Source organism: Parasphingomonas halimpatiens (assembly GCF_036663795.1).
GTDB lineage: Bacteria > Pseudomonadota > Alphaproteobacteria > Sphingomonadales > Sphingomonadaceae > Sphingomonas.
The window spans coordinates 1-26,944 of sequence record NZ_JAXOJP010000049.1 but is presented as its reverse complement, the minus strand read 5'-3'; the positions used below and the strand labels follow the sequence as shown (position 1 = coordinate 26,944).

Sequence of the window (26,944 nt, the reverse complement as noted above, 5' to 3'; positions counted from 1 at the left end):
CGCGCAATCGCCCTGATGGGAGCAACCGGTCTGATCGCGGCGATGCAGCGGTAAGAATGCCCGTGCCGCAGCTCAATGCGCCGCGGCTCAAATGGCGTTTTCACACAGCCTCGGTGGGAAGCTGCCATTCATGCCAGTGGTCTCATTGTGCATCGAGGATCGGAATGGGTATGAAGAACGGACGACGCTTTTCGGTACTTGCTGCAGCAGCATTCGCGACGATCGGTCAGCCGCAAACAGCCAACGCTCGAGCAATCGGGACTCGGGCCGGACTACCTCCTGGACTCGAGGCGGCGATCGCGGAGAGCCATGAAGCGCTGCGCAAGATCCTGAACGGGGATCCTTCGGGTTATGCGGCGCTGTTCGCCGACCGCGATGATGTCACGCTCGGCAATCCGTTCGGACCATTCGGCAAAGGTCGGGCCGCGGTCCTGCAAGCCCTTAACAACGCCTCCACCAAATACAGGGATGGGACAGTTGTCGGCGTCGAACGGGTTGCAGTCTATGCCGACCGCAAACTCGTCGTCCTCGTCGAGATTGAACATGATCGCGCGAAACTGGGGCCGAACCCCGACTTCGCCGAGTTCGCCGCCCGGGTCACCAGCGTCTATGAAAAGATCGGTGCTTCCTGGAAGCTGGTCCATCGCCACGCCGACCCGATCACCGCGGCCCGGCAGGCGGAATCGATGCTGGGGAAATAGTCGACGTCGGCGATGTCGGACTTCCGCTATTGGGGCGGAAGCAGAATGGCTGGTTTGTGAGTCCACATCCTGAGCCGAACGCGAACCCCGCTCGATAAGGCGCAGCGCCGCTTCCCCGCACTTCGCCGGCGAAAGCCAGGGTTCCGTCGGGGAACGCTGCGGCAGGCGGTGCCGCTCATCGCATCCGCCTTCCCAACGGGACCCCGGCCTTCGCCGGGGAAGCCAGAAAAGGAAAGCCGCTGACGGGTAGTTCGGATACCGCGTGACCCGCTAGAATCCCTTGCGCACCGTCACGCCGATCGTCCGTGGCTGGTTGGTCAGGAACGACAGCCGTGCCCGCCCGCCGCGCTCGCGGTCGAACGCCAGCAGCGCATTCTCGTCGAACAGGTTGCTGACATAGAAGGAGATGTCGACATTGTTCGCGAGCTCGACCCCGGCGCGCAGATTGACCAGATTATAGGCCGGCAGCTTCAGGTCGAGCGTGGTCGAGGCGGTCGCCGGGGCGCCGCCAAAGGCGAGGCCGGTGACGAAGGTGCGCGGGTTGTTCTCCTGGTCGCCCGGCTGGGTATAGCGGCTGCCGACATGCTGGAACGACAGGCCGAGCACGCCCTTGGCCTCACCGCCGATCGGGAAGCGGTAATTGGCATTGGCGGAGAGCTGGAAATTGGGCACCGAGGGCAGGCGGTTGCCCGAACGGATCCCCTCGATCACCGTGCCGTTGGGCCGCGTCAGCGTGGCGTCGAACTTGGCCTCGAGCAGGCTGGCCGACAGGCCGAGGTCGAGGCCGTGCATCGGCGTGGCCGAGATCTCGACCTCGCCGCCCACGCTGTGTGCCTTGGGCACGTTGAACACGATGCGCGACGAGCAGCTGCCGGCGTCGGCGGTGACCTGCAAATTCTTGATGTCGGTGTAGAAGGCCGCCGCGTTGAAGGTGATGCCGGCAAATTGCGCCTTCACGCCGCCCTCGTAATTCCACAGCGATTCGTCGCCATAGCGCGGCCGGTTGCCGAAGGTCTGGGCGTCGGGCCCGCTCGCGCCGCCCGAGCATAGCGGAATATTGAGCGGATCGTTGACCCCGCCGAGGCGGAAGCCCTTCGACGCCTGGGCGTTGAAGGTCACGCGGCTCGACGCCTTGTAGCTGAGCAGGAAGCGCGGCGAGAAACCGCTCGATTTCGTACTGTCGCTGTTGTTGTCGCCATTGGCGAACAGCCCGCCCGACTTGAAGATGCGGTTTTCCTTGTAATCATAATAGCGCCCGCCGGCGGTCGCCTTGAGCGCGTCGGTGATCGCCAGGCTGGCCTCGCCGAAAATCGCGATCTGGCGCAGATGATAGGGAATGTCGGCATCATAGGGCGAGTTGAGCGGGAAGCCGTTGGCCACCGCCGCCGAGGTGCCCGCACCGAACCGCGCATCGGTGAAGGCGTCATAGCCGGGGGTCGGCAGGCGCTGGGCATAGATGCGGTCGGTCTTGGCGTAGAAGCCGCCGACCACCCATTGGAACGCGCTCTTGCCGCTCGATGCCAGCCGGACTTCCTGCGTGAACTGCTTGACCCCGGTCGTGTCGACCAGGTTCGACGGCAGCAGCACGCCCGCGTTCGGGAAGCCGAGATCGACCGAGACGCTGCCGGTCAGCGCGCTGGCGTCGCGACTGACGAGGATGTGACGATCGGTATAGCTGGTCACCGAGGTCGCATCGACCCCGCCGAGCGCGGCGGCGATGGTCAGGTCGGCGATCTTGAGATCGTCGGAGAAGCGCTCGCCGAGCAGCAGATATTGCTGGCGATCCTGCAGCGTGATGGCGGGCCGCGTCGTGGTGAAAGGGTTGGCGTAGAGGTTGTAGCGTTCCTCGCGGTTGAAGCCGTTGGTGGTGATCTTCTGGTAGATGAAGCGCGGCGTGATGCTGATGTCGTCGGTCGGCTTGAGCAGCAGCGCGACGCGCCCGCCATAGCGCTCGCCGCTGTTGACGTTCTTGTCGATCCCGCCGCCCTCGCGCCGCGCATCGATGAAGCCGGCATAGCGGGTGTAATAACCCACCACGCGCAGCGCCGCGCGGTCGCTCAGCGGCAGGTTGATCGCGCCCTTCACATGGCCGCCGACATCGTCCTCGCTGACCATGTTGATATTGGCCTCGACCGATCCCTCGATGCGGTCGGTGTTGGGCTGGTTGGTGATGTAGCGGATCGTGCCGCCGACCGAGCCCGAGCCGAACAGCGTGCCCTGCGGGCCGCGCAGCGTCTCGACGCGGTTGAGGTCGAACAGGTCGAGGTCGGGGGTGAACAGCGACAGCGAGATTACCGATTCATCGAGATAGATGCCGACCTGTTCCTTCACCCCGGGCTGGTCGCGTGCGATCTGGCCGGCCGAGACGCCGCGGATCCCGACCTGGCTCTGGCCGGGTCCGAGATTCTGGATGGCAAGCCCGGCGACGTTGCGCGACAGGTCCTCGAGCGTCGTCGCGCCCGAGCGCTGAATGTCCTCGCCGGTCTGCGCGTTGATCGAAAAGGGCACGTCCTGGATGGTCGAGCGGCGCTTGTTGGCGGTGACGATGATGTCGTTGCCGACGGCCTGGTCGGCCGGCTGATCGGCCGCCGGGGCCGGTGGCGGGGTCTGCTGCGCCGCGGCGGGTGCGGCGGTGATGCCCAGCACGGAGGCGCTGGCAAGCGCGAGGTACAGGCGCGATGCGGCCGACATATCATTCTCTCCCGGATGTTATGTTTTGTGCCGCTAGAATTATTCCTCCCGGCAAAGCCCGGCAACATCGCCCGCGCGATTTTCGTCGAGCGTGTCATAAAAGCATCATCAAGAAGGGGAGGCGGGTCGCCCTGACGCGTTTGCCTGGCGGATCGTCGCCGCGGCCGCTTCGCGGCTGCGAGTATTTCATCATGTCGTACGAGGTAGTTGCCGTCGCATTCCCGTTACTCACGCAATGGTGAACCTACCATTGGCTTCCGTGCCGCGCGATCAACTGTTCAACAGTTCAACTGTACTGTGGCATGACGACGCCGGGTCGTGCACGGGTGCGCGGCAGCGTCGCTGTGCAACGCGGCGTGCTCGCATTGCCCGTCTATCTCGTCGTGACGCCGGCATGATAGGCTGGGGCATCATTCCAGGGAGACCGTCATGACCGACTCGTTCATCGACCGCCGCGTCCTCCTCGCCGCCGGCGCCACGCTCGGCCTTGTCGGCATCGCTGGGGAAGCCGCTGCGGCAACCCCAGCCGCGCCCGCCGCGCCCGGCTTTGCGCCGCAGCCGGTGCCGCTGCCGTTCGATCCCGCCGGCATCGCCGGCCTGTCGGCCAAACTGCTCACCAGCCACCACGACAATAATTATGTCGGCGCGGTGAAGCGGCTCGGCGCGATCTCGGCCGAATTCGCCAGGCTCGATCCCGCCACCGCGCCGGGTTTCGTGATCAACGGCCTCAAGCGCGAGGAGCTGGTCGCATGGAACTCGATGATCCTGCACGAGCTCTATTTCGCCGGTCTCGGCGCGCCCAACCGCGCGGGCGCCGCGCTCGCCGCCGCGATCGAGCGCGATTTTGGCAGCGACGCGCGCTGGCGCGGCGAATTCGCCGCGATGGGCAAGGCGCTGGGCGGCGGCTCGGGCTGGGTCGTGCTCAGCTACAGTCACCGCGACAACCGGCTGGTCAACCAATGGGCTGCCGACCATAGCATGACGCTGGCCGGCGCGACGCCACTGCTCGCGCTCGACATGTACGAGCATGCCTATGCCCTGGATTATGGTGCGAAGGCCGGCGCCTATGTCGATGCCTTCATGGGCGCGGTGAACTGGGCCTCGGCCGACACGCGCTTCCAGGCCGTAACGCGCCGCTGAGTGCCGATCTCCTGTCCTTCGCCGCAATTGGTTATAATCCCGGGATAATATCGGTTATACCGCGAGCGTAACAATGCCGGCATTGGTTAACCGTGGGGGGCAGCTGAAATGGCAAGAATCAGGTCTATCCTGTTGATTCTGGCCGCGACGCTCGGCGGCGTCGCGGCGAGCGCGCCGGCCGCCGCGCAGGCGACTCGGACCTTCGTGTCGGGCTTTGGCGACGATTCGCTACCCTGCACGCGTCTTCTGCCGTGCCGCACTTTCTTCGTGGCGATGACGCGCACCGCGACCGGCGGGGAAATCGACTGCCTCGACGCCGCCGGCTTCGGACCGCTCACCATCACGCGCTCGCTGACCATCGCCTGCGACGCGACGGTCCGCCAGGGCGGGGTGTTCGCGCTCGCCAACAACGCCATCACCATCAACATCCCCGCGACGTCGTTCGTCACGCTGAGCGGCTTGCTGGTCAACGGCCTCGCCAACAGCGCATCGCCCGCGACGCTCAACGGCATCAGCATCGTCCAGGGCGGCGTGGTGACGATCCGCAACACGACGATCACCGGCTTCGCTGCCGGGTTCGGGATCAACTTCACCCCGACCGCGACCGCGCAGCTCACGCTCGACGATGTCATGGTGACGGAGAACGGCACCGCCGCCAACGCGCTGACCGGGGGCGTGCTGGTCAAGCCCGCCGCTGGCGTCGCCAGCACGGTGCGCATCACCGGCGGCCGTTTCCGCAACAATGCCAATGCCGCGTTGCGCTTCGATACCGTCGGCGGCGCCGGCGCGGTGATCACCGCGACGCTCGACGGGTCGAGCGTGACGGCGAACGCAATCGGCGTGCTCGCCAAGGCGCCGGCCGGCACGGGCAGCATCAGCCTGATGGTGCTCAAATCGGCGATCGACCAGAATGCCGGCTATGGCCTCATCGCCAGCGGCAGCGGCGCGACGATCCGCGTCGGCGGCAGCGGCATCGGCAGCAACGGCACCGGCGTCTTCGCGACCGGCTTCGGCACGCTGCTCAGCTATGGCACCAACCAGCTCGACGGCAACCGCGTCGACGGCCGCTTCTCCGGCCCGCCGATCCCGAACCGGTAGACGAACGGGGACCGCGCGGCGCTATCGCCGCAGGCGGGGCATCGCCGGGTCGATCAGCCGACCAGCTGCCACAGCGCGAGCAGAACCATCAGCACCGACAGGCCGATCGACACGCCAAGACAGACATAGCCGACATAGACCAGCATCGGAGGATTCGGGCGCTGCAACTTGCGATTGCGCGACGCGCCCGACAGCACGAAACTGGTCAGCAAGCCATAAGTGAAGACGATCGCACCAAGCATGTCCGGATCCCGCCGCTGAAAAAAACGGGTCCTGCCCGCACCATCAAATCATCCATCATCCCGGCTGCATTTCAATTCCGGGTTTGCCCCAGCGCGTCGGGATGTCGCGCCGCAACGACGAGCGGCAGTCGACGAAGGGCGGGCCCCGGAAAGTCGCGCTACAGTGTCACCCGGTTGAGCCGCAGCGCATTGCTCACCACGCTGACCGAGGACAGCGCCATCGCCGCCGCGGCGATGATCGGCGACAGCAACACGCCGAACAGCGGGTAGAGCAGCCCGGCGGCGATCGGCACGCCGGCGGCGTTGTAGACGAAGGCGAAGAACAGGTTCTGGCGGATATTGCCCATCGTCGCCGCGCTCAGCCGGCGCGCGCGGACGATGCCGGTGAGGTCGCCCTTGAGCAGCGTCACCCCGGCGCTCTCGATCGCGACGTCGGTGCCCGATCCCATCGCGATCCCGACATCGGCGGCGGCAAGGGCAGGGGCGTCGTTGACGCCGTCGCCGGCCATCGCGACGATCCGCCCCTCGGCCTGCAGCCGCGCGACGACCGCGCTTTTCTGGTCGGGCAATACCTCGGCCTCGACCTCGTCGATGCCGAGCTGCCGCGCGACCGCCTCGGCGGTGGTGCGGTTGTCGCCGGTCAGCATCACGACGCGGATGCCTTCGGCGCGCAGCGTGGCGATCGCCGCGGCGGTGGTCGGCTTGATCGCGTCGGCAATCGCCAGAATGCCCGCCGGCTGCGCATCGACCGCGATGAAGATCGCGGTCGCGCCGTCGCCCCGCAGCGCGTCGGCGCGCCCTGCCAGCGCGGACGTGTCGATGCCGCGCTCGGCGAGGAAAGCGGCATTACCCAGCAAGACCTGCCGTCCGCCGACGGTGCCGACCGCGCCCTTGCCGCTCGGCGCGTCGAAGTCGGCCACCTCGGGTATCGCGATCCCGCGATCCTTTGCGGCGGCGAGCACGGCGCGGGCGAGCGGGTGCTCCGACGCGCGCTCGACCCCGGCGGCGAGGCGCAACAGCTCGGCCTCGTCGAAGCCCGGCGCGGGCACGATCGCGGTGACGGAAGGGTGCCCCTCGGTCAGCGTGCCGGTCTTGTCGACCACCAACGTATCGACCTTCTCCATTCGTTCGAGCGCCTCGGCATTGCGGATCAGCACGCCGACCCCCGCGCCGCGCCCGATCCCGACCATGATCGACATCGGCGTGGCCAGCCCGAGCGCGCACGGGCAGGCGATGATCATCACCGAGACCGCGGCGATCAGGCCATGCGCGAGGCGCGGCGCCGGCCCCCAGATGCCCCAGGCGACGAACGCGACCAGCGCGATCAGCAGCACCGCCGGCACGAACCAGCCCGCGACCTGGTCGGCAAGCCGCTGGATCGGGGCGCGCGAGCGCTGCGCGTCGGCGACCATCTGAACGATGCGCGCGAGCATCGTGTCGCGCCCGACGCGTGTCGCGCGGATGACGAGCGCGCCGCTCTGGTTGATCGTGCCGCCGATCACCGCGTCGCCGACGCCGCGCGTGACCGGCATCGCCTCGCCCGTCACCATCGCCTCGTCGATCGCCGAGCGACCCTCGATCACCTCGCCATCGACCGGCACCTTCTCGCCCGGGCGGACGCGCAGCTGGTCGCCGATGACGAGCAGCTCGATCGCAACCTCCTCGTCATGGCCTGCGGTGTCGATCCGCCGCGCGGTCTTCGGCGCGAGGGTGAGCAACGCCTTGATCGCGCCCGAGGTGCGCTCGCGCGCGCGCAGTTCGAGCATTTGGCCGAGCAGCACCAGTACGGTGATCACCGCCGCCGCCTCGAAATAGACCGCGACCGCGCCGTCCATGCCGCGAAACGCCGGCGGAAAGGCCGCGGGAAACAGCGTTGCGACCACGCTGAACCCCCAGGCGACGCCGGTGCCCATGGCGATCAGCGTGAACATGTTGAGATGGCGCGTGCGCAGCGACGCCCAGCCACGCGCGAAGAACGGCCAGCCCGCCCACAGCACCACCGGCGTGGCGAGGACGAACTGGATCCAGGTCGACACCGTCGGTGGCACGATGCCGTGGAGCGCCGGGAACAGATGCCCGCCCATTTCGAGCACGAACACCGGCAGGCTCAACACCAGCGCGAACCAGAAGCGCCGCGTCATGTCGGCCAGTTCGGGGCTCGGCCCGCTGTCCGCCGTGACCGTTGCGGGCTCGAGTGCCATGCCGCAGATCGGGCAAGGGCCGGGATGATCCTGGCGGATCTCGGGATGCATCGGGCAGGTCCAGATCGTTTCTTCCGTCACCGCGACCGGCGCCGTGTCTGATGGCGCGAGATAGCGGTCCGGGTCGGCGATGAACTTGGCGCGACATCCGGCGCTGCAGAAATGATAGCCGGTGCCGTCCACAGTGGCGTGATGCGGCGTGGTCGTCGTGTTGACCGTCATGCCGCACACGGGATCGCGCGTCATGGCGCCGGGCAGCGGATCGCGCGATCGGCTCGGCTCGTCATGCGCCATGACCTTGCTCCTTCATGCCGTGTCGGCAGGCGACCTTCCGATAGGGGAAAGCGCATGCCGATCTATCGGGGCTATTGCGTAGATCATCCTGCACGCGACGTCGCTATCCGTCGCAGGGACAGGGCGGCGTAGGTCGATCGCCCGCTCCTGCAAGGATGATGACATGGCTGCGACGCTCAAGATCTCGATGCTCTGCGCGTCGCTGCTGCTGGCAGGTCCGGCGCTGGCGCAGAGCGATGCGCATGCCGATCATCATCCGGCGACCCCGCCCGCCGCGCCCGCCACGCCTGCGCCTCCGTCCGATGTCGCGACGCCGGCGCCGGCAAAGCCCATGGCGATGGCGATGCCGTCGGCCGAGGGTGCAAAGATGGGCGGCATGATGGCAGGCGGCGGCATGATGACGCCGGCGATGATGGCGGAATGTCACCGCATGATGATGCATCATGGCCGGCGGGCGGCGGGACACAAGCACCGCCATTGATCCTGCGGTGCTGGCGGCCGGAGTCGGCGGAGGCGTTCGCGGCCTGAGAGGCAGTAAAGTATTTGTTCGCGCGGAGGCGCAGAGGCGCGGAGGAGATGCCTTCGCGGTGAGCGATCGCGCGACAGCGCGCCTTCATACGGCCCTGCCACGGGAGCAGAACTTTTCCCCGACGCGAGCCGACAGCCGCGCGCGCACTATCTCCGCGCCTCCGCGTGAACAAATCTTCTTCTTGTCCTCCGAATGGGCGGGGTGATTCAGACGGACGTCATCTCGCTCAGCTTTCCGCCGCCGGCTCGGTGAGGTGGAGATAGACGCCGAACGCCATCAGCAACCCGGCGACGATCAGCGTAACGGTCAGCGGCTCGTGCAGCGCGACCACGCCGAGCACCGCGCCGAGAAACGGCGCGGTCGAGAAATAGGCGCCGGTGCGCGCCGCACCGACCTCGCGCAGCGCCAGCACGAACAGCACGAGGCTCAGCCCGTAACCGAGCAGCCCGACCGCGCCGGCCGCCGCGACCGGCCCGATCCCCGGCATTGCCCCGCCGATCGCCAGCCCGAGCGCGACATTGACCGACCCAGCGACCAGCCCCTTGATCATCGCCAGCGTCGGCGCGTCGACATGCGATATGCGCGAGGTGCAGTTGTTGTCGATCGCCCAGCATAGGCACGCCGCGGCGACCGCCGCCGCGCCCCAGCTCGCCGCCGCGCCGGGCGGGCCGCGAAGCGCGAGCACGACCGCGCCGATGAAGATCGCCGCCATGCCCAGCCCGATCCGCCGGTTGAACGGCTCGCGAAACACGATCCACGCGATCAGCGCAGTGAACACGCCCTCCAGCGTCAGCAGCAGCGACGCTGCCGATCCGGTCGTGCGCACCAGCCCCCACATCAGCAGCGCCGGCCCGAGCCCACCGCCGAACAGCACCGCGCCCGCCAGCCAGGGCAGGTCGCGGCGCACCAGCGCGACGCCACCCTCGCCACGCAGCAGCCGCACCAGTAGCAGCCCGAGCCCCGAGCCGAGATACAGCAGCCCCGCCAGCACGAGCGGCGCGACGTTGCCGACGATCGCCTTGGCCGCCGGCGTCGACAGGCCGAACAACGCGGCGGCGGCCAGCGCGAGCAACCCGCCCTTGCGGACGTCGCCGAGGATGAAGATTTTGGCCATGCGTGGGCGCTAGCCGATCGGCGGGCGCGCGACCAGCGCGGCGTGGCCGGGCGATTAAACTTGTACGCCGCGCGCGAACGTGACCAAGGAGACGTACGTTACCGCGACGGCCGGCATCCGGCCGCGCCGCGACATCATCGACAGAATTGGACGTCCCCATGGGCAAGCTGCGCACCGCCAACAATCGTCACAAGCGCGCCCTCGCCGCGCAGGTCGCCGCCCGCTCGGCCGCCCGCATCGCGGCGCTGGTCCCGGCCAAGGCAACGAAGCCCGTCGCCAAGGCCTGACCGTCAATCCGCCAACGGCCCGTAGCGCTCGAGGCTGAGGTAACGCGCGTCGAAATCGCCGACCGTCGCCAGACGCGCGAAGTCGAGGATCGACAAGCGGCGATTTTCGCGCACGATCAGCCCTTCCGCGGCGAGCGCCTTGAACATGCGGCTGATATGGACATTGGTCAGCGCCAGCGCGTCGGCGAGTTGCTCCTGCGTCAGCGGCAGGTCGAAATGGTCGCGCGCGCCGAGCTTCGCGCGCTGCAGGCGGATCGCCAACTCGCACACCATATGCGCGGTGCGCGTGCGCGCGTCGCGGCGCCCGAGATTGAGCATCCATTCGCGCAGGATCGCCGCCTCGAGCAGGCATTCGAGCCGCAACGCCTGGTCGATCGCGGGGGTGCGCGCGGCCAGCGTGCGCAGCGCGTCGATCGGGATCAGCGCGAGCTTCACCGCGCTCAGCGCCTGGACATTATGGTCGGCGCGCGGTGGCATCGAATGGTACAGGTCGATCAGGTCGCCCGCCATGTGCAGCGCGATGATCTGCCTCGCGCCATTGCCGGCAACCTTGTGGCGGATCGCGAAGCCCGAGAGCAACAGGCACGAGTGCCGCGGCCGATCGTCCTCGCGCACCATGAACTCGCCCACGCGCAGCGTCCGGACGACGTGCGGCAGCGCTAGGATCGCGGCGTGCGGGTCTCCGTCCAGCGGCAGCCAGCGACCGAGCGTGTCGGCCATCGGTGCGAGAGTCGGATCGGTACGGTACATGCTCCCTCCCATAGGGGCGGGAGCGCATCGCATCTCTCAGCCACCGGCAGCCAGAAATCAGGGCCGGCGATTGCCTTAGCCTAGGCGAAATTATCGTGCGCGTCGCCATGATAATAAACCATGCTGCAAACATGGATTAAGCGACGGTCGTCAGACTCTTCTTTTCGCATGACATGCGCCGCGCTGTTACGACCCGGCCAGGGCGGCCACCTTGAGCGCTTCGGCGACGAACCCGCCGGGATCGTCCTCCTGGATGAAATGGCCACCGTGCAGCGTGGCATGCGCCATGCCGGCCGCGCCGGGGATGCGCGCGCGAAACGGCGCATCGGCGCCGCGCGTGATCGGGTCGCCGTCGCTGAAGCAGCACAGGAACGGCTTGTGCCATTGCTCGAGCACCGCCCAGGCGGCGCGCTGGTCGGGTACCGCGACATTGTCGCCCAGCGGCACGAAGGACGGGAAGATCCGCGCCGCGACCTTCGACGCGCGGTCGGGGAAGGGCGCGTCATAGGCGGCGATCTCGGCCGGCGAGAGCCGCTTTTTGGTCCCGGCCTGGACGATGCGGCCGATCGGGAAGATCGGGCTCCAGCGCGAAAAGGCGCGCCACAGCGCAAAGGCGCGCGGCGCCGGCTGGCCCTCGGGCAGCCCGCCATTCGACAGCACCACCCCGGCAAAGCGCTCGGGCATCGCCGCGACCAGCCGCAGGCCGATCAGCGACCCCCAGTCCTGGCACACCAGCACGATGCGGCTGAGGTCGAGCGTCTCGATCCAGGCGCGCATCCAGCCGACCTGCGCGGCATAGCTATAGTCGCCGCGCGCCACCGGCTTGTCCGAGCGGCCGAAGCCGATCAGGTCGGGCGCCACCGCGCGAAACCCCGCCGCCGCGACCGGGCCGATCATGTGGCGATAGAGATAGCTCCAGGTCGGCTCGCCATGCAGCATCAACACCACCGGCGCGTCGCGCGGCCCCTCATCGACATAATGCACGCGAAGCCCGTCGCCGATCTCGGCGTAATGCGGCGCAAAGGGAAAATCGGGCAGGTCGCGAAATGGCGCGTCGGCCGGGCGCAAGGCTTTCATCGATATTCCCCCCAGAGCATCGACCCCGCCACGCGCCGGGCCAGCGCCCCGCCGCGTCGAGATTTATGGCATTTACAGTGCCAATATATCCGGCCTCCGCCAATGCGCAATGGCGCGCGCGTCATCGGGAGCATTGCGTAGCTGCGGCGCCCGACTGCGATGATAATGCTCGTGCGTCGGTCGCCTTGCGGCGGCAGCCATCGGAGCACGACATGAACCGACGACATTTTGTGCTCGGCGGCGCCGTGCTGGTCGCGGGCGGCGGGGCGGCGTGGTGGGACATGCGGCGACGCATGGGCTCGGCGGCCGATTATGACGCGGCGGCGCGCGCGCTGCGGGCCACGCTCGCCGCGCAGCCGACGCTGCCCGAACTGATCCGCTATGCCACGCTCGCCCCCAACGGCCACAACACCCAGCCCTGGTCCTTCGCCGTCGCGCCGGGCAGCATCACGCTCCGCCCCGACCTGACGCGCCGCACCCCCGTGGTCGATCCCGACGACCATCACCTGTTCGTCAGCCTGGGCTGCGCGGCGGAGAATCTCGCGCTCGCCGCCGCCGCCGGCGGTCACCATGGCGAACCGCTGTTCGACGATAGCGGTGCCGGAGAGATCGGCTTCGCGCACCACGCCGGCCCACGCGCGCCCTCCGCGCTGTGCGACGCGATTCCGCGCCGCCAGTCGACCCGCGCCGATTATGACGGCCGCCCGGTCGCCGCCGCCGATCTCGCCGCGCTGGGCCGCGCCGCCGCGGTCCCCGGCGTCGCGCTGGTGTTGCTCACCGATCGCCCGCACCTCGACCGCGTCCGCGATCTCGTCGTCGCCGGCAACAGCGCGCAAATGGCCGATCCGGCGTTCGTCCGCGAATTGAAGGCGTGGCTGCGCTTCAACCCGCGCGCGGCGTTGGGCCATGGCGACGGTCTGTACAGCGTCGCCAGCGGCAACCCGGCGTTGCCGTCATGGCTCGGCCCGCGCGCCTTCGACCTGTTCGTCACCGCCGCCGCGCAGAATGATCAATATGCCCGCCAGATCCGCTCCTCGTCCGGGGTCGCGGTGTTCGTCGGCGACCGCGCCGACCGCGTGCACTGGGTGCAGGTCGGCCGCGCCTGCCAGCGCTTCGCGCTTCAGGCGACCGCGCTCGGGCTGCGCACCGCCTTCATCAATCAGCCGGTCGAGGACGCCGCACTACGCCCCGATCTCGCGCGGCTGGTCGGGATGGGAGGCAAGCGCCCCGACATCGTGATGCGCTTCGGCCACGGGCCGCTGCTGCCCTATTCGCTGCGCCGCCCGGTCGCGGCGGTGATGGCGCCCCATTGAGGCGATCCGGCGCTAGGCGGCGGCGAGCGCCGCCTGGCGCGCCGGTTCGGCCGCCTTGCCCGCCAGCCAGATCGTATAGGGCGAGCGCTCCGCATTGCCGCCGTCGGGCACGGTCGCTTCCTCGACGCTGAACCCCACCGCCTCGAGCCGTTCGACGAACGCATCGTCACGATAGGCCGACCAGATCGCCAGCACCCCGCCGGGGCGCAGCGCGGCATGCGCATCGCGCAGGCCCCAGTTGCAATAGAGCCGGTCGTTGGCCGGGTGGATGAAGCCGTCCGGGCCGTTGTCGACGTCGAGCAGGATCGCGTCGAACCCGCCCGGCGCGGCGGCGATCACGTCGTGCACGTCGCGCACCGCGATCGTCACGCGCGGGTCGCTCAGATAGTCGCCGAACAGATGCGCCAGCGCCCCCTTCGCCCAGGTCACCACCTGCGGCACCAGCTCGGCGACGACGATCCTGGTGTGCGCCGGGAAGGCGGTCAGCGCGGCGCCAAGCGTGAAGCCCATGCCGAGCCCGCCGATCAGCACGCGGTCCTGCCGGCCAACGATGCGCGCGGCGGCCAGATCGGCCAGCGCCTGTTCGGATTGCGGCGCCTGGCTGCCCATCAGCTCGTCCTCGCCGAATTCGATCGAGAAATTCTTGCCGTAGCGCATCAGGCGCAATTGCCCGCCGCCGGGGATTTCGGCGGTGTCGATATGTTCGCTGGCCTGCATCGGCGCGGGGTCTTTCTGGGTATGCGCCGCGCCACCACGCGTCGCGCCGCCAGCGCTCGCGCTGGCCGTGCGGGCCGCGGGTCGCAGGCGATCATGTCGGAGTGCGGCGCCGTCGCCGGGCAAAGGGCCGCACGATGCCGCGATCAGTGCCGGGGCGCCCGGTGTCGGGCGCCCCGGCGCGTCGATCAAAGTGCCTGGAGGTTGACGGCCGACATCTTGCCGCGCTTGTCGGGCTCGACGTCGTAGGACACCTTCTGGTTTTCGGTCAGCGTGCTGAGGCCGGCGCGCTCGAGCGCGGTGATGTGGACGAACGCATCATTGCCGCCGCCATCGGGCGCAATGAAGCCATAGCCCTTGTCGTTATTGAAGAATTTTACGGTACCGTTGACCATGACAGGTCCTTTTCGTTGAGGTCGGCGCGCGTCTCGGGACGCGGCCGGCGCGAGGCAGGAAAGGGACAAGGGAATGGCTTCCGCTATCCGTCGCATACGACGTTGCCCGGGCGCCCTACGCGTTTTTGGCGCGTTCGTACAGGCATGCGCGTCGCGCACGGCTGAACGCCGCAATTCCACCGCGTTCAAAGCGGGGTCGGCACCGCCAGCCCGAGCCGCCGCATCTGCTGCGTCACCTCGCCCGCCGGCCGCCCCAGCCGCAGCGCCAGCTCGCCGATCGGCCGGCCTTGCCACAACAGTGCGCGCAGCCGGCGGTTCGCCGCCTCGGGCCAGCCTGCTTCGTTCATCGCGCGTCTCCCGGTTGAGTCGGACAGGTCAACTTGAGTCGGACAGGTCAACGCGCAGCGCGGCGAAGCGTTGCCGCGCCCGCCGAAGCGCGCATTTTTTGCGCGCCTTTGCCCCGCGCCCGCTTCGCCCCGCGCCGATCGCGCGCTATGGCGACGCCGTGCGCCGGGCTCAGCCGGCGGTTGGACGGGGTGGGGCGTCGCGTGACTGAAATCGAGCGTCTGGTCCCTTCGGGGTTGATCGAGCATTGGGCGTTCCACCTGCGCCGCCAGCGCGCCCGCGCCGCCGATGCGCTGTGGCTGATCGACCAGGGCTTCACAATCCATGACGGCCGCAACGGCATGCCGACGCACGATGCCACCGCGCGCCACCGCGCCGAGCAGCAGGCGGTAATCGACGACGTCAACGCGCTGCTCGATCAATATGACGCGCTCAACCTGCGCCGTCCGGTCGAGGGCGACATCTAGCGCGGGGTGACTTTACCCACCCCGTCCGCTTCGAGCGCCGTCGAGAAGCGGGTCATGACGATCTCCCGCGACGTTGAGGGCCCATCGCACTGCACGGCGTGATTCAACACTACGCCACGCACCGCTATCCCCGCGGCCATGAAAAACACCGGCCGCCCCACCCGCTACACCCCCGACCACGCACTCCGCGCCCGCATGGCGTGGGAGATCGGCGCCACCGACGCGCAGGTCGCGTTCCTGCTCGGCGTCAGCGCATCGACGCTCGCCCGCTGGCGCGCGCTTCACCCCGCCATGGCCGAGGCCAGGACGGCCGGCCGCGACGATGCCGACACGCGCGTCACCTACGCGCTCTATCGCCGCGCCGTCGGCTATGACTATCGCGAGACGCGCATCCTCCTGCCGTTCGGCGCGAAGGAGCCGATCGCCGTCCCCGTCACCCGCCACAAACATGCCGAATCCGCCGCCGCCTTCCGCTGGCTCGCGCTGCGCAAGCCGGCGCAGTGGAGCGGCCGCGCCGAGGCCCAGGGCGACAACCACGACCTCGCCGATCGCCTGGCGGAGGCGCTCGCCAACGTCGCCCGCGCCGCCGGCGACCATGGCTGATCCGCAGGCAACGGCCGAAAACCCTTCTCCCCCTGTGGGAGAAGGTGCCCCGAAGGGGCGGATGAGGGGGAGTCCCAAGCGCGACGCCGGCCTGAGCCCCGCCACGCCCCCCGACCGCGCCGACCTGCACCGCACCCTCGCCGCCAGCGTCGCCGAATTCCGCCACAACCCCCTCGCCTACGCCCATTTCGCCTGGCCCTGGGGCAGGGGCGCGCTAGCCGCCGCGCCCGGCCCGCGCGCCTGGCAGGCTGATGTCCTCGCCCGCATCGGCGCGCACTTGGCTGACCCCGCCACCCGCCACACGCCCTTGCGCCTCGCCCGCGCCTCGGGCCACGGCATCGGCAAGTCCGCGCTCATCGCCATGCTGGTCAAATGGGGGCTGGATACCGGCATCGACACCCGCATCCTCGTCACCGCCAATACCGAGAACCAGCTGCTCACCCGCACCGCGCCGGAAATCGCCAAATGGTCGCGCGCCGCCATCACCGCCGGCTGGTTCCGCCCGCTCGCTGGCGCGCTCGTCGCCACCGCGCCCGGGCATGATCGCACCTGGCGCTGCGACCTCGTCACCTGGAACCTCGCCAACACCGATGCCTTTGCCGGCCTGCACAACCAGGGCAAGCGCCTCATCCTGATCTTTGATGAGGCCAGCGGCATCCCGGCAAAGATCTGGGAGGTCGCGCTCGGCGCGCTCACCGATGCCGGGACCGAGATCGTCTTCCTCGCCTTCGGCAACCCGACGCAGAACAGCGGCCCGTTCCGCGAATGCTTCGGCGCCGCGCGCCATCTGTGGGACACTGCGCAGATCGACAGCCGCACGGTGGAGGGCACCAACCGCGCCTATCTCGACGAGATCGTCGCCACCTATGGCGAGGATCACGACATCGCCCGCGTCCGCGTGCGCGGCCAGTTCCCCAGCGCCTCGTCGATGCAGTTCATCCCCGCCGATGACGTCGCCGCCGCCCGCCTGCGACAGGTCGAGGGTATGGTCGCCGACCCGGTCGTCTTCGGGCTGGATTGCGCGCGCTATGGCGGGGACGCGTCCGTCCTCGCCATCCGCAGCGGCCGCGACGCGCGCGGCCGCCCGTGGAAACGCTGGGCCAGCCAGGACGCGATGACGCTGGCCGGAGACGTCGCGCTCCAGGCCCAGCTCCACCGCCCCGACGCGATCTTCGTCGACGCCGGCAATATCGGCGCCGCCATCGCAGATCGCCTGCGCCAGCTCGGCGTGGAAAACGTCCATGAAGTGTGGTTCGGCGGCAAGGGCGGGCAGGCGGTGTGGGCCGGCGACCTCAACGTGCGCACCGCCAACAAGCGCGCCCAGATGTGGGCCAATATGCGCGCCTGGCTCCCCGGCGGCGCCATCCCCGATAACGACGCGCTGGCCGCCGATCTGACCGGCGTCGAATATGGCTACGCCACCGATCAGGTCGCGATCCTGCTGGAAAAGAAGGAACATATGCGCGCGCGGGGATTGGCGAGCCCGGACGAAGCCGACGCGCTGGCGCTGACCTTCGCGGAGGCCGTCGCGCCGCGCTGGCCGGAGCCGGCGGTGCACTGGACGCGGCAGGCGGCGCGGCGGGATGTGGAGGGGGAGTGGGAGGATGTTTATCGGGAGTTGCGGGAGGAGTGACGGGAGGGTTCGATAAAGCTCTCGCATTCGTAATGCGGGGGTTGCGGGTTCGAATCCTGTAAGCGGCACCGTACCTTCCATTGGCCTCGGGAAATTCAAAACTTGCTACGGAGGGCCTTTCGGCTGGACGGCCTTTGCGTCGAGCTGGCGCGTTAGCGGCAAGAAATTGGGACCGGAGCATGCAAATCGTGCCCCTTCGTAGGTGGGAGCGAGGCGCTTTGTCGGCCCCTAGATCTCTGCTTAAAAATCAGATAGCTTCCGGTGAACCGCTTCCCTAGAACCGATGGACGACATGCAACTTTTTTCGAAACATAAATCTGATGGCGTGGTCGCGACCCTTTGGGATGGCGACGCAATTGAGGTTCTGAAGAAACTTCGCAAAGATTCCGTCGATCTTGTCGTGACCTCTCCGCCGTATTTTATCGGTAAAGAGTATGATCGATCGCTCGACGCCAAAGATTTTATTGCTGAGATAAAGGGGGTCATCCCCAAGATTGTCAGGGTTTTGAAGCCAGGGGGCAGCATTTGCTGGCAGGTCGGAAACCACGTTCGGGATGGCGCTCTTATTCCCTTGGACGTTCTGATCAGCGCAGAATTACTGAAACGGCATGATCTGACTTTGCGGAACAGGATTATCTGGACGTTCAACCACGGCGCTCATGCCAGCAACCGCTTCAGCGGACGGCATGAGACAATTTTGTGGTACACGAAAGGCGGCGTCGGCCACTTTGACTTAGATAGCGTCCGTGTCCCACAGATATACCCGGGCAAAAAACATTACAAAGGACCTAATAAGGGTCAGTGGAGCGGAAATCCGCTCGGGAAAAATCCGGGCGATGTGTGGGATATCGGAGACGTTTGGGGAATACCAAACGTCAAAGCGAACCATATCGAGAAGACCGAACATCCCTGCCAATTTCCTACCGCGCTCGTCCGGCGCCTTGTCTCCGCCCTTTGTCCTCGCGGTGGTTTGGTTGTGGACCCATACGCGGGATCATGTACCACTGCAGTTAGCAGCCTGCTCGAGGGACGAAATTTCCACGGATGTGACATCGACACCAAATATCTCGAGATAGGGCGTGCTCGCTTGACTGCACTTGAACAAGGCACCTTGCAGGTTCGAGAAGATATACCGATACATATCCCAAGTGGGCGCGAAAGCGTGGCTCTCAGACCGCCACACTTTCCAATGCTAGAGGTTTTGAATGGCTGACATAAAGGCGGACGCGCGACCTGAAAAACGCTTGTTCATCTCACTTCTGACGCGAGACATTCCACTCGTAGCAGCCTTTTTGGATTTGCTAGATAACTCAATTAACGCCGCTGTAGAACCAGTCTCGCCTCGTCTGAAAACGGCGATTGACTACATGACGGTGTTTGAGGACCCCAGTATAACACCCAGCGTTAATATAGCTTTGGCAATATCTAAAGGTTGTGTTGAAATATCTGATGACGCTTTTGGAATTTCTGCTAAGACTGCTGCAGAACATGTGTTCAAATTTGGTAGAGCCGATGGAGAACATCACGAGGCAGACAGGCTATCAGTTTACGGAATTGGGCTAAAACGAGCGATGTTTAAGCTCGGTAATAGAATAAAAATGAGATCTGACCATATCGAAGGCGGTTTCGATTTAGATCTGGATGTTTCGAATTGGGCAAAAGACGAAAGTCAACCTTGGACATTCGATATCACGCCGCGTGCGCCTGTAGCTAAGGGTGCAACTGGAACGTCTATAATGGTGACAGAGCTTTACGATGAGGTGACGCGTAGACTTGAAGATGGCTTATTTCCATCGCAGCTTGAGGCTGCCATATCTCGAACATATGCTTACTATCTCGCAAAATTCGTCTCCGTCTCCGTAAATGGAAAAAATGTCGAAGGGGTCAGTATCCAGATCGGTGGAAACCATACTGCAGAATCCTTCAATTTTGGCGATGTAACTTGTGCAATCACCGCAGGAATCGGCACGCCCGAGGCGGGTGTATTTCGAGATCGGTCTTCTGGCTGGTTCGTATTCTGCAACGGGCGAGCGGTCATCTCGGCGGACAAATCGCTACTTACAGGCTGGGGTGGTGGCGGCCTACCGATCTTCCAACCTAAGCATAGGCCTTTCCTGGGAACGGTCTTTTTTGTCTCGGAAAACGCCGAGCACCTACCGTGGACCACCACGAAGTCGGCGATCAATGAAGACAGCGAAGTCTGGCAATTGGCGAAGCGGCACATGGCAGCGACTGGGAGAACCGTCGTCTCGTTCTTAGATGGGCGCTACACTGACGAAGGAACAGAGGTGGCGAGCAAAGATCTGCAAGCTGCGACAAGTTCTTCTGTGAGCGTGCTAAAAGCCGCGGTGACGGAAAAGCGGGCATTTGTAGCCCCAAAAGCCGCAACTGCCCCGACTACCGTTCGGATACAGTATGACGCGCAAGTAAGCCAAATTAAAGATATTACAAATTACCTTAAGCGCCCGAGTATGAGTGGCTCAGACGTGGGTCGTTATACATTCAACTACTTCCTCAGGAACGAAGTAGGAGAAAAATAGTGCCGCGTTCTACGGGTAAATTTATCTCTTATGATTTACGGCCGGCGAAGCAATCCGAGCGCATGATGCTTGTAGATTTGCTCAAAGCTGGCGGTGATTCCGGACTGCCTATCCGTGATTACAGATATGTAGGAATGGGCGCTAATCGTTTTTATGATTTTCTACTTATTCACAGGTACCTTGGCATTACCAAGATGATAAGCCTTGAGCATGACGATAAATTTGTAGAGCGCGCTAGATTTAATGCCCCTTATAAATTTATAGAAGTTGAAAACAACTCTGCTGCTGATTTTATTGCGGCCGATACGTCGGTATCACCGTCCGTATACTGGCTTGATTATGATGGAGGCATTGGCGGCCACATAATTGGTGACATAACGTCGCTATCGAATCGTATAAAGATCGGAGATTTCTGCTTTGTAACGGCTTTCGGAGGCCCGCCCAAGGTTATCGACCGCGTTAGCGACGCCGACAGATTGGTTTGGCTGCAAGATAATCTGGGGGATGTGTCGGGAACAGTTTTAATGGAGGATGTTGAAAAAGCAAACTTCCCTGACGCGGTACATAAAATCCTGATGGCGGGGTTTCAAAACGCATTCGCTCCAAGAATGGATGGTAAGTTCATTCCTTTACTACAGGTTGAGTACTCGGATACGATGCCGATGGTAACTGTAGGGGGAGCGTTTTTATCAGAGGGGCAGGCTGTGGGGATACGCGGCAAACTTAAATCAGTGCTGCCATTTTTAGAAACATCAGAGCATAAGCTGTACGAGATAAGATCTCTTCATCTTACAGAGAGGGAGAGGCAGCTATTTGACGGTGCAGTGACCGCAAAAGGGAAGCGCTGCAAGGAGCGAAATAAATTAAAGGAACTTGGGTTCAAAGATGCTGAGCTTGGAGCATACAAGGATCTACTAAGATACCTTCCGCGCTATGTAGAAGCAATCGTCTGATTTGCATTCAGGTAAAGTCGCGTATGGATCGTCACTTGATCAGCAGCAGCGTTACAAAGGGCGTTATGGCCACAGGAGCAAATTCCCGCTATTGAAGTTCGCTCCACATCAGCAGGCGTTGATTAAGGGCTTATGGCACCTATCAACCTAATCCGATGTCATGCGGACAACGGTCAAATGTTTTGTGCTTAATTACCTGTCACTGAGATGCCTAAACTAATCGAACGAGACGCAGATGCCTCGCATTCCGGCAGAATCCGACATTCCAATTTATCTTTCGCTGTCACTAGCGGGAGCGCAGCAGCGAGCCATCGAAGGGCGTGCGCTGGTTATCGTGCCGGACGCGGATGGTTTCAACGATTTCGGCTCAATCTATCGCGCCAACTTGCATATCATCGGAGTGGTCAATCCGGAGGGACCGCTCCGTATGCGCCTAATGATCGAAGGGCATCCACGCACACGTAGCTATTTGATCGACCACCTTGGCGTAACGGACCTGCGCGGCGATCGCCCGCGATGTCGCCTCGATCGGATCGACCCGCCCTTTGTCTCGGTGCTGCAGAGCGAGGGCGACTACCGTCGGCTCGTGGCGCTGCTCGGCTTCAATGACGCGATCGGATGTTTGAGACGAATGCGCGATGCCGTGCTCGCCCGACTTGAAAACGAAGGTAACGACGTACAGACGCTACAGCTAACCCGGACGATCGACTTCCATCAAGGCGCGCTTCGGGACGAAGGTACGTGGGGAGCATTTCGCCAGGGTGATCGCTATCTGACCCCAAATCGACCACCTGACGTTGATGAGGCAGCGGGGTCGTTTACCGTCGAAGCCGACCTTCGCGGGATGGTGGGCGAGCACGTGCTCGACGCTGATTTTGGCGAGGCCTTCCCCCTGGCACGTCGTACCCTCGTTGTCGTCGGTCGGAACGGTACCGGCAAGACGCGCTTGTTCGAAGCAATGATAGACGGTTTGCGAATCGCGCCGCCTTGGGAAGCGGCACTCGACATCGACCGTGCTGCGATATTCGATCCGCGCCCCGATTTTTCGCGGCTGATCGTCTTTTCATCTGTGGCGTCGGATCCGTATCCCCAGTCGCTCCCGCCTTGGGAAGGGATCGATTATCGCTACCACCGGATGATCGGCGCGCGGGGTGGTGAAGGTGGCGGCCTGACCATGGCGCTGGTTGATTGCCTGCGCGCGGACAGCGACATCCAAGGCTTTGGGCGGCAGGGCGCCATGGAATTGTTGAACACCGTACTCGAACCACTCGGTATTGCCGACAGTTTGTATGTCGAGCTGAGCGAGGCGACTGAACCCGACACGTTGCCGCCGCCGACGCTCATAAACGGACGTGATTATTTCCCGCTGCTCCGACGTATGAACGAGCAACGCAACCTGCAGCTATATGCCCGGATCAACACCGAACGTCCGCCTATCGTCATGGCAGGGCCCGCTCGCGCGCGCCACTTGAGCAGCGGCGAGGTGGCACTAATGCGCTTTGCTGCATATGCCGTAGCATCGCTGCGTCGGGGGACCATCTTCCTTTTCGACGAACCCGAGACGCATCTTCATCCGAACTACATCTCACAATTCATGGAGATGCTGGACAAGCTGCTCGAACATTCGAAGTCGATTGCGCTGATCGCGACACACTCGGCCTATGTCGTCCGCGAGGTGCCGGCGCGACGCGTGCGGATGATAACGCGCGATCCCAACGATGACACGATCATGATTGACCCGCCGACAATGCAGACCTTCGGGGCGAGTATCGATACCATTTCTCAGTTTGTGTTTGGGGACATCGGTCCCAAACACCGGTTCCAGCACGTCCTTGAGCAATATGTTAAGGAAAATCCGGAGGCGACGCTGCGCCAAATTCGCCGGCGCTTTGCAGAGGATCTTAATCCGGAAACGCTATCCTACCTCGCCGAATTGGTTGGGCAGCGAGACGACCTATGAAATTCTTGCCATTCCCGGCTGACGCGGGCGATGCAATCATCATCCAACAATGCCGTCGACCCGGTTGGGCTGCGCGCGAGGCGCAGTGGCTGGCGGCGGCAGCGAACTATCGTCGGTTTCGGGGCAATCCTTGGCAGGTACGGCCAGCCGGGTTCGACGATGCCGACGCAAATGCGCTCTTCGCGCTGTATGATACGCGTGGCCGCTCCGGGCCCATTAACCGAATCCGCCGTCCAGCCATTCCCTTCAAAAGTTGCCCGATGTGTGGGTCGCTAGGCGGCCGATCGCTGGACCATGCCTTGCCCCGGCGACAATTTCCCGAGTTCTCGATCTTACGTGAGAATCTCGTGCCGGCTTGCGAGAGCTGCAACAGTGGTGAGAAAGGCGATACATACCGCGGCACTTGGCCTGCGCGCTTCATCCACCCATACTATGACCGTTGGGCTTCGAAGGCATTGTGGCGCATTGAATTTGACCCGGATCTCGACGTTCTACAATTCGAGCCGGAGGCGCTCCCCGATCTGCCCAGAGGCCGGCGTCGCATCGTCGACTTTCATGTGAAGACCTTATTGGGCACGGATTGGCGTGACTCTGTCAGACGAGAATGGAGCCCGTTGCCAGCCAAGTTGCGCCGCCGTCTAGGCCCCGCTACGACGGCAGCGGCCGTGCAGGCGGAACTTGAGATCCGCCTGCAGGATGCGACAGACACATACGGTATCAACAGCTGGGACGCTGGCTTCTTGCGCGGAGCACTCGCCGACCCTTTGGTCATCGACAAGCTCGTCATGCGTATTCGTGCGCTTCCTGCTTGAATTTCCGTCAGTATTTTTCGGCGTTTACCTAATCGCCTGCCATTCAGCCGGTCTTTGCTGACGTAGCGACATTGACACCGCGTTATGTTTGATCGGCTGCGTGACTCTTCTCCTCAACGGGTCAATCTGGGGACGGAATGGCAACTTTGCAGTTTTGGAAATTTTTTACCTACCGCGCCATTTGGGCACATAGCTACGACAACATTGGCGACCTGCAATCGCTCACCCCCTGATTCAACCCACCCCAAAAACCGTCCACCCTCCGCCCACACCGCGCGCGCCATCTCGGCCGCGTGGGTGTTGGAATCCAGCCACCCCGGCCGCCCCGGGGCGCAAGTGAAGGGTAAGACGAATGCCACGCTCTCCCATAAAGGGTCAGGAACAGGCCCAGTCCTCACGGGTCCTCGCCGCGCCGTTCGCGCCCGTAACGCGCAAGCATCGCCTGTTGGAAACCGCCCGAAATTCGCCGCGCCATCTTGCGCCCGCAACTATAGCGCCTCGATCAAGCACACCCGCCGTCGGTCGTCAAAAGGGGTCGAATATTTGCGCCGCGCCGCGCGCGCTATTTGGCGAATACTTGCCCGCCATCCCCAACAGCGCCGCCGCCGCCGCCGTGGCCGTCACCACCGCCCGCGCGGCGCCGTCAGAAGCCCGCGCGGCGGCGCTGCCCTTAGAAAAAGGTCGTCAGCCCGTAGAACATCGCCCCCACCGCGGCGCTCGCGGGGATGGTGATCACCCACGCCACCACGACATTGCCCGCCACGCCCCATCGCACCGCGGTCGCGCGGCGCGCGGTGCCGGCGCCGATGATGCAGCCGGTGATGGTGTGCGTCGTCGACACGGGGATGCCGAGCAACGAGGCGCTGAACACGATGATCGATCCGCCCATCGACGCGCTGAATCCCTGGTGCTGCGACAGCTTGGTGATGCGCGATCCCATCGTCTCGATGATCTTCCACCCGCCGCTCAGCGTGCCCAGCGCCATCGCGATATAGCAACTGATCGCCACCCAGTGCGGCACCTCGAACTTGCCGTGCAGCCAGCCGGTCGAAAACAGCAGCACGGTGATGATGCCCATCGTCTTCTGCGCATCGTTCAGGCCATGGCTCACCGAATAGGCGCCCGACGACAGGAAGTGCATGCCGCGCAACACCTTCTCCGCCTTGCGCGAGCTCACCCGGTGCAGCGCCCAACTCGAGATCATCATGATGAACAGCGTCAGGATCATGCCCAGCACCGGCGACAGCACGATCGCGATCAGCGTCTTGTTGAGCCCGATCCACTTGATCCCGCCGATCCCGGCATGCGCCACGCCCGATCCGATCAGCCCGCCGACCAGCGCATGGCTCGACGAGCTGGGAATGCCCTTCAGCCACGTCACCACGTTCCAGAACATCGCGCCGATCAGCGCGCCGAACACCACCGCCGGGGTGATCAGGTCCTTGGCGATCAGCCCCTGGCCGATCGTGTCCGCCACCTTGTGCAGCGCGGGAAAGGCGAGGGTAAGGAAATAGGCCGCGAAGTTGCACAGCGCGGCAAAGCCCACCGCATGGACGGGCTTGAGCAGCCGCGTGGCGACCACCGTGGCGATCGAATTGGCCGCGTCGTGCAAACCGTTCAGAAAGTCGAACGCCAGCGCGACGAGGATCAGCGCGATCAGGAAGGGGAGGGCGAGTTCATGCATGTCCTGGCTCGATCACGCGTGATCGATGACGATGCCGTCGATCTCGTTGGCGACGTCCTCGAACGCGTCGACGATCCGCTCGAGATGCTTGTAGACCTCGCGCTGCACGATGAAGCCGCGCGTGTCGCTCGCGCCCAGCTCGATAAAGGCGCGCTTCACGCCGGCAGTGTGGATCTCGTCGGCATGGCTCTCCATCCGCACCAGTCGTTCGGTCAGCTCGTGCAGCCGCGGCCCGTTGCGCCCGACATCGCGCAGCAGCGGCATCGCTTCGGCCGTCAGCCGTGCGGCGTCGACGATGATCGCCGCCATGTCCTTCATCTCCTGCTCGAACACGCGCAGGTCGTACAGGTCGATCGCCTGCACCGCGGATTGCATCTCGTCGATCGAATCGTCCATCGATCCGATCAGGCTGGTGATCGCGCTGCGGTCGAACGGCGTCAAAAAGGTGTGGCGCACCGTGCGCAGCGTCTCGCGGATGATCTCGTCGGCATCGCCCTCGCGCTCTATAACCTCGCGGATATGGTCGGCCGCCGGCGTGCCGCCCTGCACCAGCCGCGACAGCGCATCGGCCGCCGCGACGATCGACACGGCATGCGCCTCGAACAGCTCGAAAAAGTTACCGGACTTGGGCAGCAATCGCTGGAACCAGGCGAACATGGGGGTAATCCTCGATTTGGCGCCGACGGCGCGCAGCATGGGGGCACGCCGGGCGGCGGCCTTGAATTCGGAGGGGCCGAACGAGCGGATCAGGTCGCTCAGATCGGGTTCGTCGACCGCCGCGGCGGCATCGTGCAGGGAGAACCAGCGCCGCTCGCGCTCGCCCTGTTCCTTCCAGCTGTCGAGCTCGCTCGACACCGCCAGCGGGAACACGTCGACATCGATCATCAGCGAGGCGCCATTGCCGCGCTTCTTGCGATAGCGGTACGATCCGAGCGGCGTCGGGCACACCAGCCCGCGCACCCCGGCCTCTTCCTCGGCCTCCTGTGCGGCGGCGTTGTGCGGTGCCACGCCCGCCATGGCATTGCCCTTGGGAATCACCCAGCGCTTGCTCTCGCGGCTGGTGACCAGCAGCACGCGCACCGGCGCGTCGATCGCAGGGCCGTCGGCGCGATACGGCAAGGCGGCGATCTGGTTGATGGAAGGGCTCCCGATTCGTTCCGCACGCGGAATCGCCCCGTGCCGCCGCGCCCTACCAGCTTGCCCCGCCGTTCGTCACGCGCGAAACATGACGCAATCTTCACTGGCGCGCGGTGCGCGGTGTTCCATAAAGCCCCTCCCCTTCAGGGCTACAGCATTCACACATCGTGGTTGCCATGTGGTTTTGGTCTGATTCGATGTCCTTGAGAGCGGGAGGACATGATGGAGCAGACGCTGGGCCGATTTGGAGATCGGCGCCTGGAA

General features: G+C 64.9%; 26 protein-coding genes. 14 read left to right on the top strand and 12 right to left on the bottom strand.

Going from position 1 to position 26,944, the window contains the following annotated elements; translation table 11 throughout:
* The coding region (locus tag U1839_RS24860; RefSeq protein ID WP_332806251.1) for a YybH family protein at positions 1-701 on the top strand (701 nt) is incomplete at its 5' end.
* A 270-nt stretch (positions 702-971) separates the two neighbouring features.
* Here the strand turns inward: U1839_RS24860 and U1839_RS24855 are convergent.
* Positions 972-3,392 carry a TonB-dependent receptor gene (locus U1839_RS24855; protein WP_332806250.1) on the bottom strand — a complete coding sequence of 807 codons (2,421 nt, stop codon included), beginning with the start codon at positions 3,390-3,392 and terminating at the stop codon, positions 972-974.
* A 429-nt stretch (positions 3,393-3,821) separates the two neighbouring features.
* On the opposite strand from U1839_RS24855, the gene U1839_RS24850 reads away from it, so the two are divergent.
* Both U1839_RS24850 and U1839_RS24845 read left to right on the top strand, forming a co-directional pair.
* Positions 3,822-4,532, top strand: a complete 711-nt coding sequence (locus U1839_RS24850) for a superoxide dismutase (protein WP_332806249.1) — start codon at positions 3,822-3,824, stop codon at positions 4,530-4,532.
* 108 nt (positions 4,533-4,640) lie between these two features.
* Complete coding sequence (locus U1839_RS24845) at positions 4,641-5,630, top strand: hypothetical protein (RefSeq protein WP_332806248.1); 990 nt, start codon at positions 4,641-4,643, stop codon at positions 5,628-5,630.
* A 53-nt stretch (positions 5,631-5,683) separates the two neighbouring features.
* On the opposite strand, the gene U1839_RS24840 is transcribed toward U1839_RS24845, so the two are convergent.
* Complete coding sequence (locus U1839_RS24840; protein ID WP_332806247.1) at positions 5,684-5,872, bottom strand: hypothetical protein; 189 nt, start codon at positions 5,870-5,872, stop codon at positions 5,684-5,686.
* A 158-nt stretch (positions 5,873-6,030) separates the two neighbouring features.
* Positions 6,031-8,367 (bottom strand): heavy metal translocating P-type ATPase, encoded by a 2,337-nt coding sequence (locus U1839_RS24835; protein WP_332806246.1) that lies wholly within the window; start codon positions 8,365-8,367, stop codon positions 6,031-6,033.
* Positions 8,368-8,530: 163 nt separating this feature from the next.
* Here U1839_RS24835 and U1839_RS24830 point away from each other — a divergent pair, with 163 nt between their 5' ends.
* Entirely contained in the window at positions 8,531-8,848 is a 318-nt protein-coding gene (locus U1839_RS24830; protein WP_332806245.1) for a hypothetical protein, read from the top strand.
* A gap of 274 nt (positions 8,849-9,122) precedes the next feature.
* On the opposite strand, the gene U1839_RS24825 is transcribed toward U1839_RS24830, so the two are convergent.
* Positions 9,123-10,010: a DMT family transporter gene (locus U1839_RS24825; protein WP_332806244.1), complete on the bottom strand. Its 888-nt coding sequence runs from the start codon at positions 10,008-10,010 to the stop codon at positions 9,123-9,125.
* Between the two features lie 158 nt (positions 10,011-10,168).
* Here U1839_RS24825 and U1839_RS24820 point away from each other — a divergent pair, with 158 nt between their 5' ends.
* Complete coding sequence (locus U1839_RS24820; RefSeq protein WP_332806243.1) at positions 10,169-10,297, top strand: hypothetical protein; 129 nt, start codon at positions 10,169-10,171, stop codon at positions 10,295-10,297.
* 3 nt (positions 10,298-10,300) lie between these two features.
* Here the strand turns inward: U1839_RS24820 and U1839_RS24815 are convergent, their stop codons facing one another.
* Both U1839_RS24815 and U1839_RS24810 read right to left on the bottom strand, forming a co-directional pair.
* Positions 10,301-11,047, bottom strand: coding sequence for a Crp/Fnr family transcriptional regulator (locus U1839_RS24815; RefSeq protein WP_332806242.1), 747 nt, complete (start codon positions 11,045-11,047; stop codon positions 10,301-10,303).
* A gap of 186 nt (positions 11,048-11,233) precedes the next feature.
* A complete protein-coding gene (locus U1839_RS24810) occupies positions 11,234-12,124 on the bottom strand; it encodes a haloalkane dehalogenase (RefSeq protein WP_332806241.1) in 891 nt (296 codons plus the stop codon).
* A 212-nt stretch (positions 12,125-12,336) separates the two neighbouring features.
* Here U1839_RS24810 and U1839_RS24805 point away from each other — a divergent pair, with 212 nt between their 5' ends.
* Complete coding sequence (locus U1839_RS24805) at positions 12,337-13,437, top strand: Acg family FMN-binding oxidoreductase (protein WP_332806240.1); 1,101 nt, start codon at positions 12,337-12,339, stop codon at positions 13,435-13,437.
* A 12-nt stretch (positions 13,438-13,449) separates the two neighbouring features.
* Here the strand turns inward: U1839_RS24805 and U1839_RS24800 are convergent, their stop codons facing one another.
* The 3 genes from U1839_RS24800 to U1839_RS24790 all read right to left on the bottom strand — a co-directional run bounded on the left by U1839_RS24800 (position 13,450) and on the right by U1839_RS24790 (position 14,893).
* Entirely contained in the window at positions 13,450-14,154 is a 705-nt protein-coding gene (locus tag U1839_RS24800; protein ID WP_332806239.1) for a spermidine synthase family protein, read from the bottom strand.
* 185 nt (positions 14,155-14,339) lie between these two features.
* Positions 14,340-14,546 carry a cold-shock protein gene (locus U1839_RS24795; protein WP_281127316.1) on the bottom strand — a complete coding sequence of 69 codons (207 nt, stop codon included), beginning with the start codon at positions 14,544-14,546 and terminating at the stop codon, positions 14,340-14,342.
* Positions 14,547-14,731: 185 nt separating this feature from the next.
* Positions 14,732-14,893 (bottom strand): hypothetical protein, encoded by a 162-nt coding sequence (locus U1839_RS24790; RefSeq protein WP_332806238.1) that lies wholly within the window; start codon positions 14,891-14,893, stop codon positions 14,732-14,734.
* A gap of 201 nt (positions 14,894-15,094) precedes the next feature.
* On the opposite strand from U1839_RS24790, the gene U1839_RS24785 reads away from it, so the two are divergent.
* The 8 genes from U1839_RS24785 (at position 15,095) to U1839_RS24750 (ending at position 23,859) form a co-directional block, all read left to right on the top strand.
* Positions 15,095-15,358 carry a hypothetical protein gene (locus U1839_RS24785; protein WP_332806237.1) on the top strand — a complete coding sequence of 88 codons (264 nt, stop codon included), beginning with the start codon at positions 15,095-15,097 and terminating at the stop codon, positions 15,356-15,358.
* Between the two features lie 138 nt (positions 15,359-15,496).
* The gene (locus U1839_RS24780) at positions 15,497-15,961 is read left to right on the top strand and encodes a hypothetical protein (RefSeq protein ID WP_332806236.1); all 465 of its coding nucleotides are present in this window, start codon (positions 15,497-15,499) and stop codon (positions 15,959-15,961) included.
* Positions 15,962-16,022: 61 nt separating this feature from the next.
* Positions 16,023-17,594: a DEAD/DEAH box helicase gene (locus U1839_RS24775; RefSeq protein WP_332806235.1), complete on the top strand. Its 1,572-nt coding sequence runs from the start codon at positions 16,023-16,025 to the stop codon at positions 17,592-17,594.
* Positions 17,595-17,877: 283 nt separating this feature from the next.
* Positions 17,878-18,807, top strand: coding sequence for a DNA-methyltransferase (locus U1839_RS24770; RefSeq protein ID WP_332806234.1), 930 nt, complete (start codon positions 17,878-17,880; stop codon positions 18,805-18,807).
* Complete coding sequence (locus U1839_RS24765; protein ID WP_332806233.1) at positions 18,800-20,134, top strand: ATP-binding protein; 1,335 nt, start codon at positions 18,800-18,802, stop codon at positions 20,132-20,134. The genes U1839_RS24770 and U1839_RS24765 overlap by 8 nt, the downstream gene beginning before the upstream one ends.
* Entirely contained in the window at positions 20,134-21,087 is a 954-nt protein-coding gene (locus tag U1839_RS24760) for an O-methyltransferase (protein ID WP_332806232.1), read from the top strand. The genes U1839_RS24765 and U1839_RS24760 overlap by 1 nt, the downstream gene beginning before the upstream one ends.
* Positions 21,088-21,322: 235 nt before the next feature.
* Positions 21,323-23,047 (top strand): AAA family ATPase, encoded by a 1,725-nt coding sequence (locus tag U1839_RS24755; protein WP_332806231.1) that lies wholly within the window; start codon positions 21,323-21,325, stop codon positions 23,045-23,047.
* On the top strand, positions 23,044-23,859 hold the full coding sequence (locus U1839_RS24750; RefSeq protein WP_332806230.1) for an HNH endonuclease: 816 nt from the start codon (positions 23,044-23,046) through the stop codon (positions 23,857-23,859). Before U1839_RS24755 ends, U1839_RS24750 begins: the two co-directional genes overlap by 4 nt.
* 670 nt (positions 23,860-24,529) lie before the next feature.
* On the opposite strand, the gene U1839_RS24745 is transcribed toward U1839_RS24750, so the two are convergent.
* The 3 genes from U1839_RS24745 to U1839_RS24735 all read right to left on the bottom strand — a co-directional run.
* The gene (locus U1839_RS24745) at positions 24,530-25,543 is read right to left on the bottom strand and encodes an inorganic phosphate transporter (protein WP_332806229.1); all 1,014 of its coding nucleotides are present in this window, start codon (positions 25,541-25,543) and stop codon (positions 24,530-24,532) included.
* Positions 25,544-25,555: 12 nt separating this feature from the next.
* The gene (locus U1839_RS24740; RefSeq protein ID WP_332806228.1) at positions 25,556-26,662 is read right to left on the bottom strand and encodes a DUF47 family protein; all 1,107 of its coding nucleotides are present in this window, start codon (positions 26,660-26,662) and stop codon (positions 25,556-25,558) included.
* 93 nt (positions 26,663-26,755) lie between these two features.
* Positions 26,756-26,944: hypothetical protein (locus tag U1839_RS24735; RefSeq protein ID WP_332806227.1), on the bottom strand; the 189-nt coding region annotated here is incomplete at its 5' end.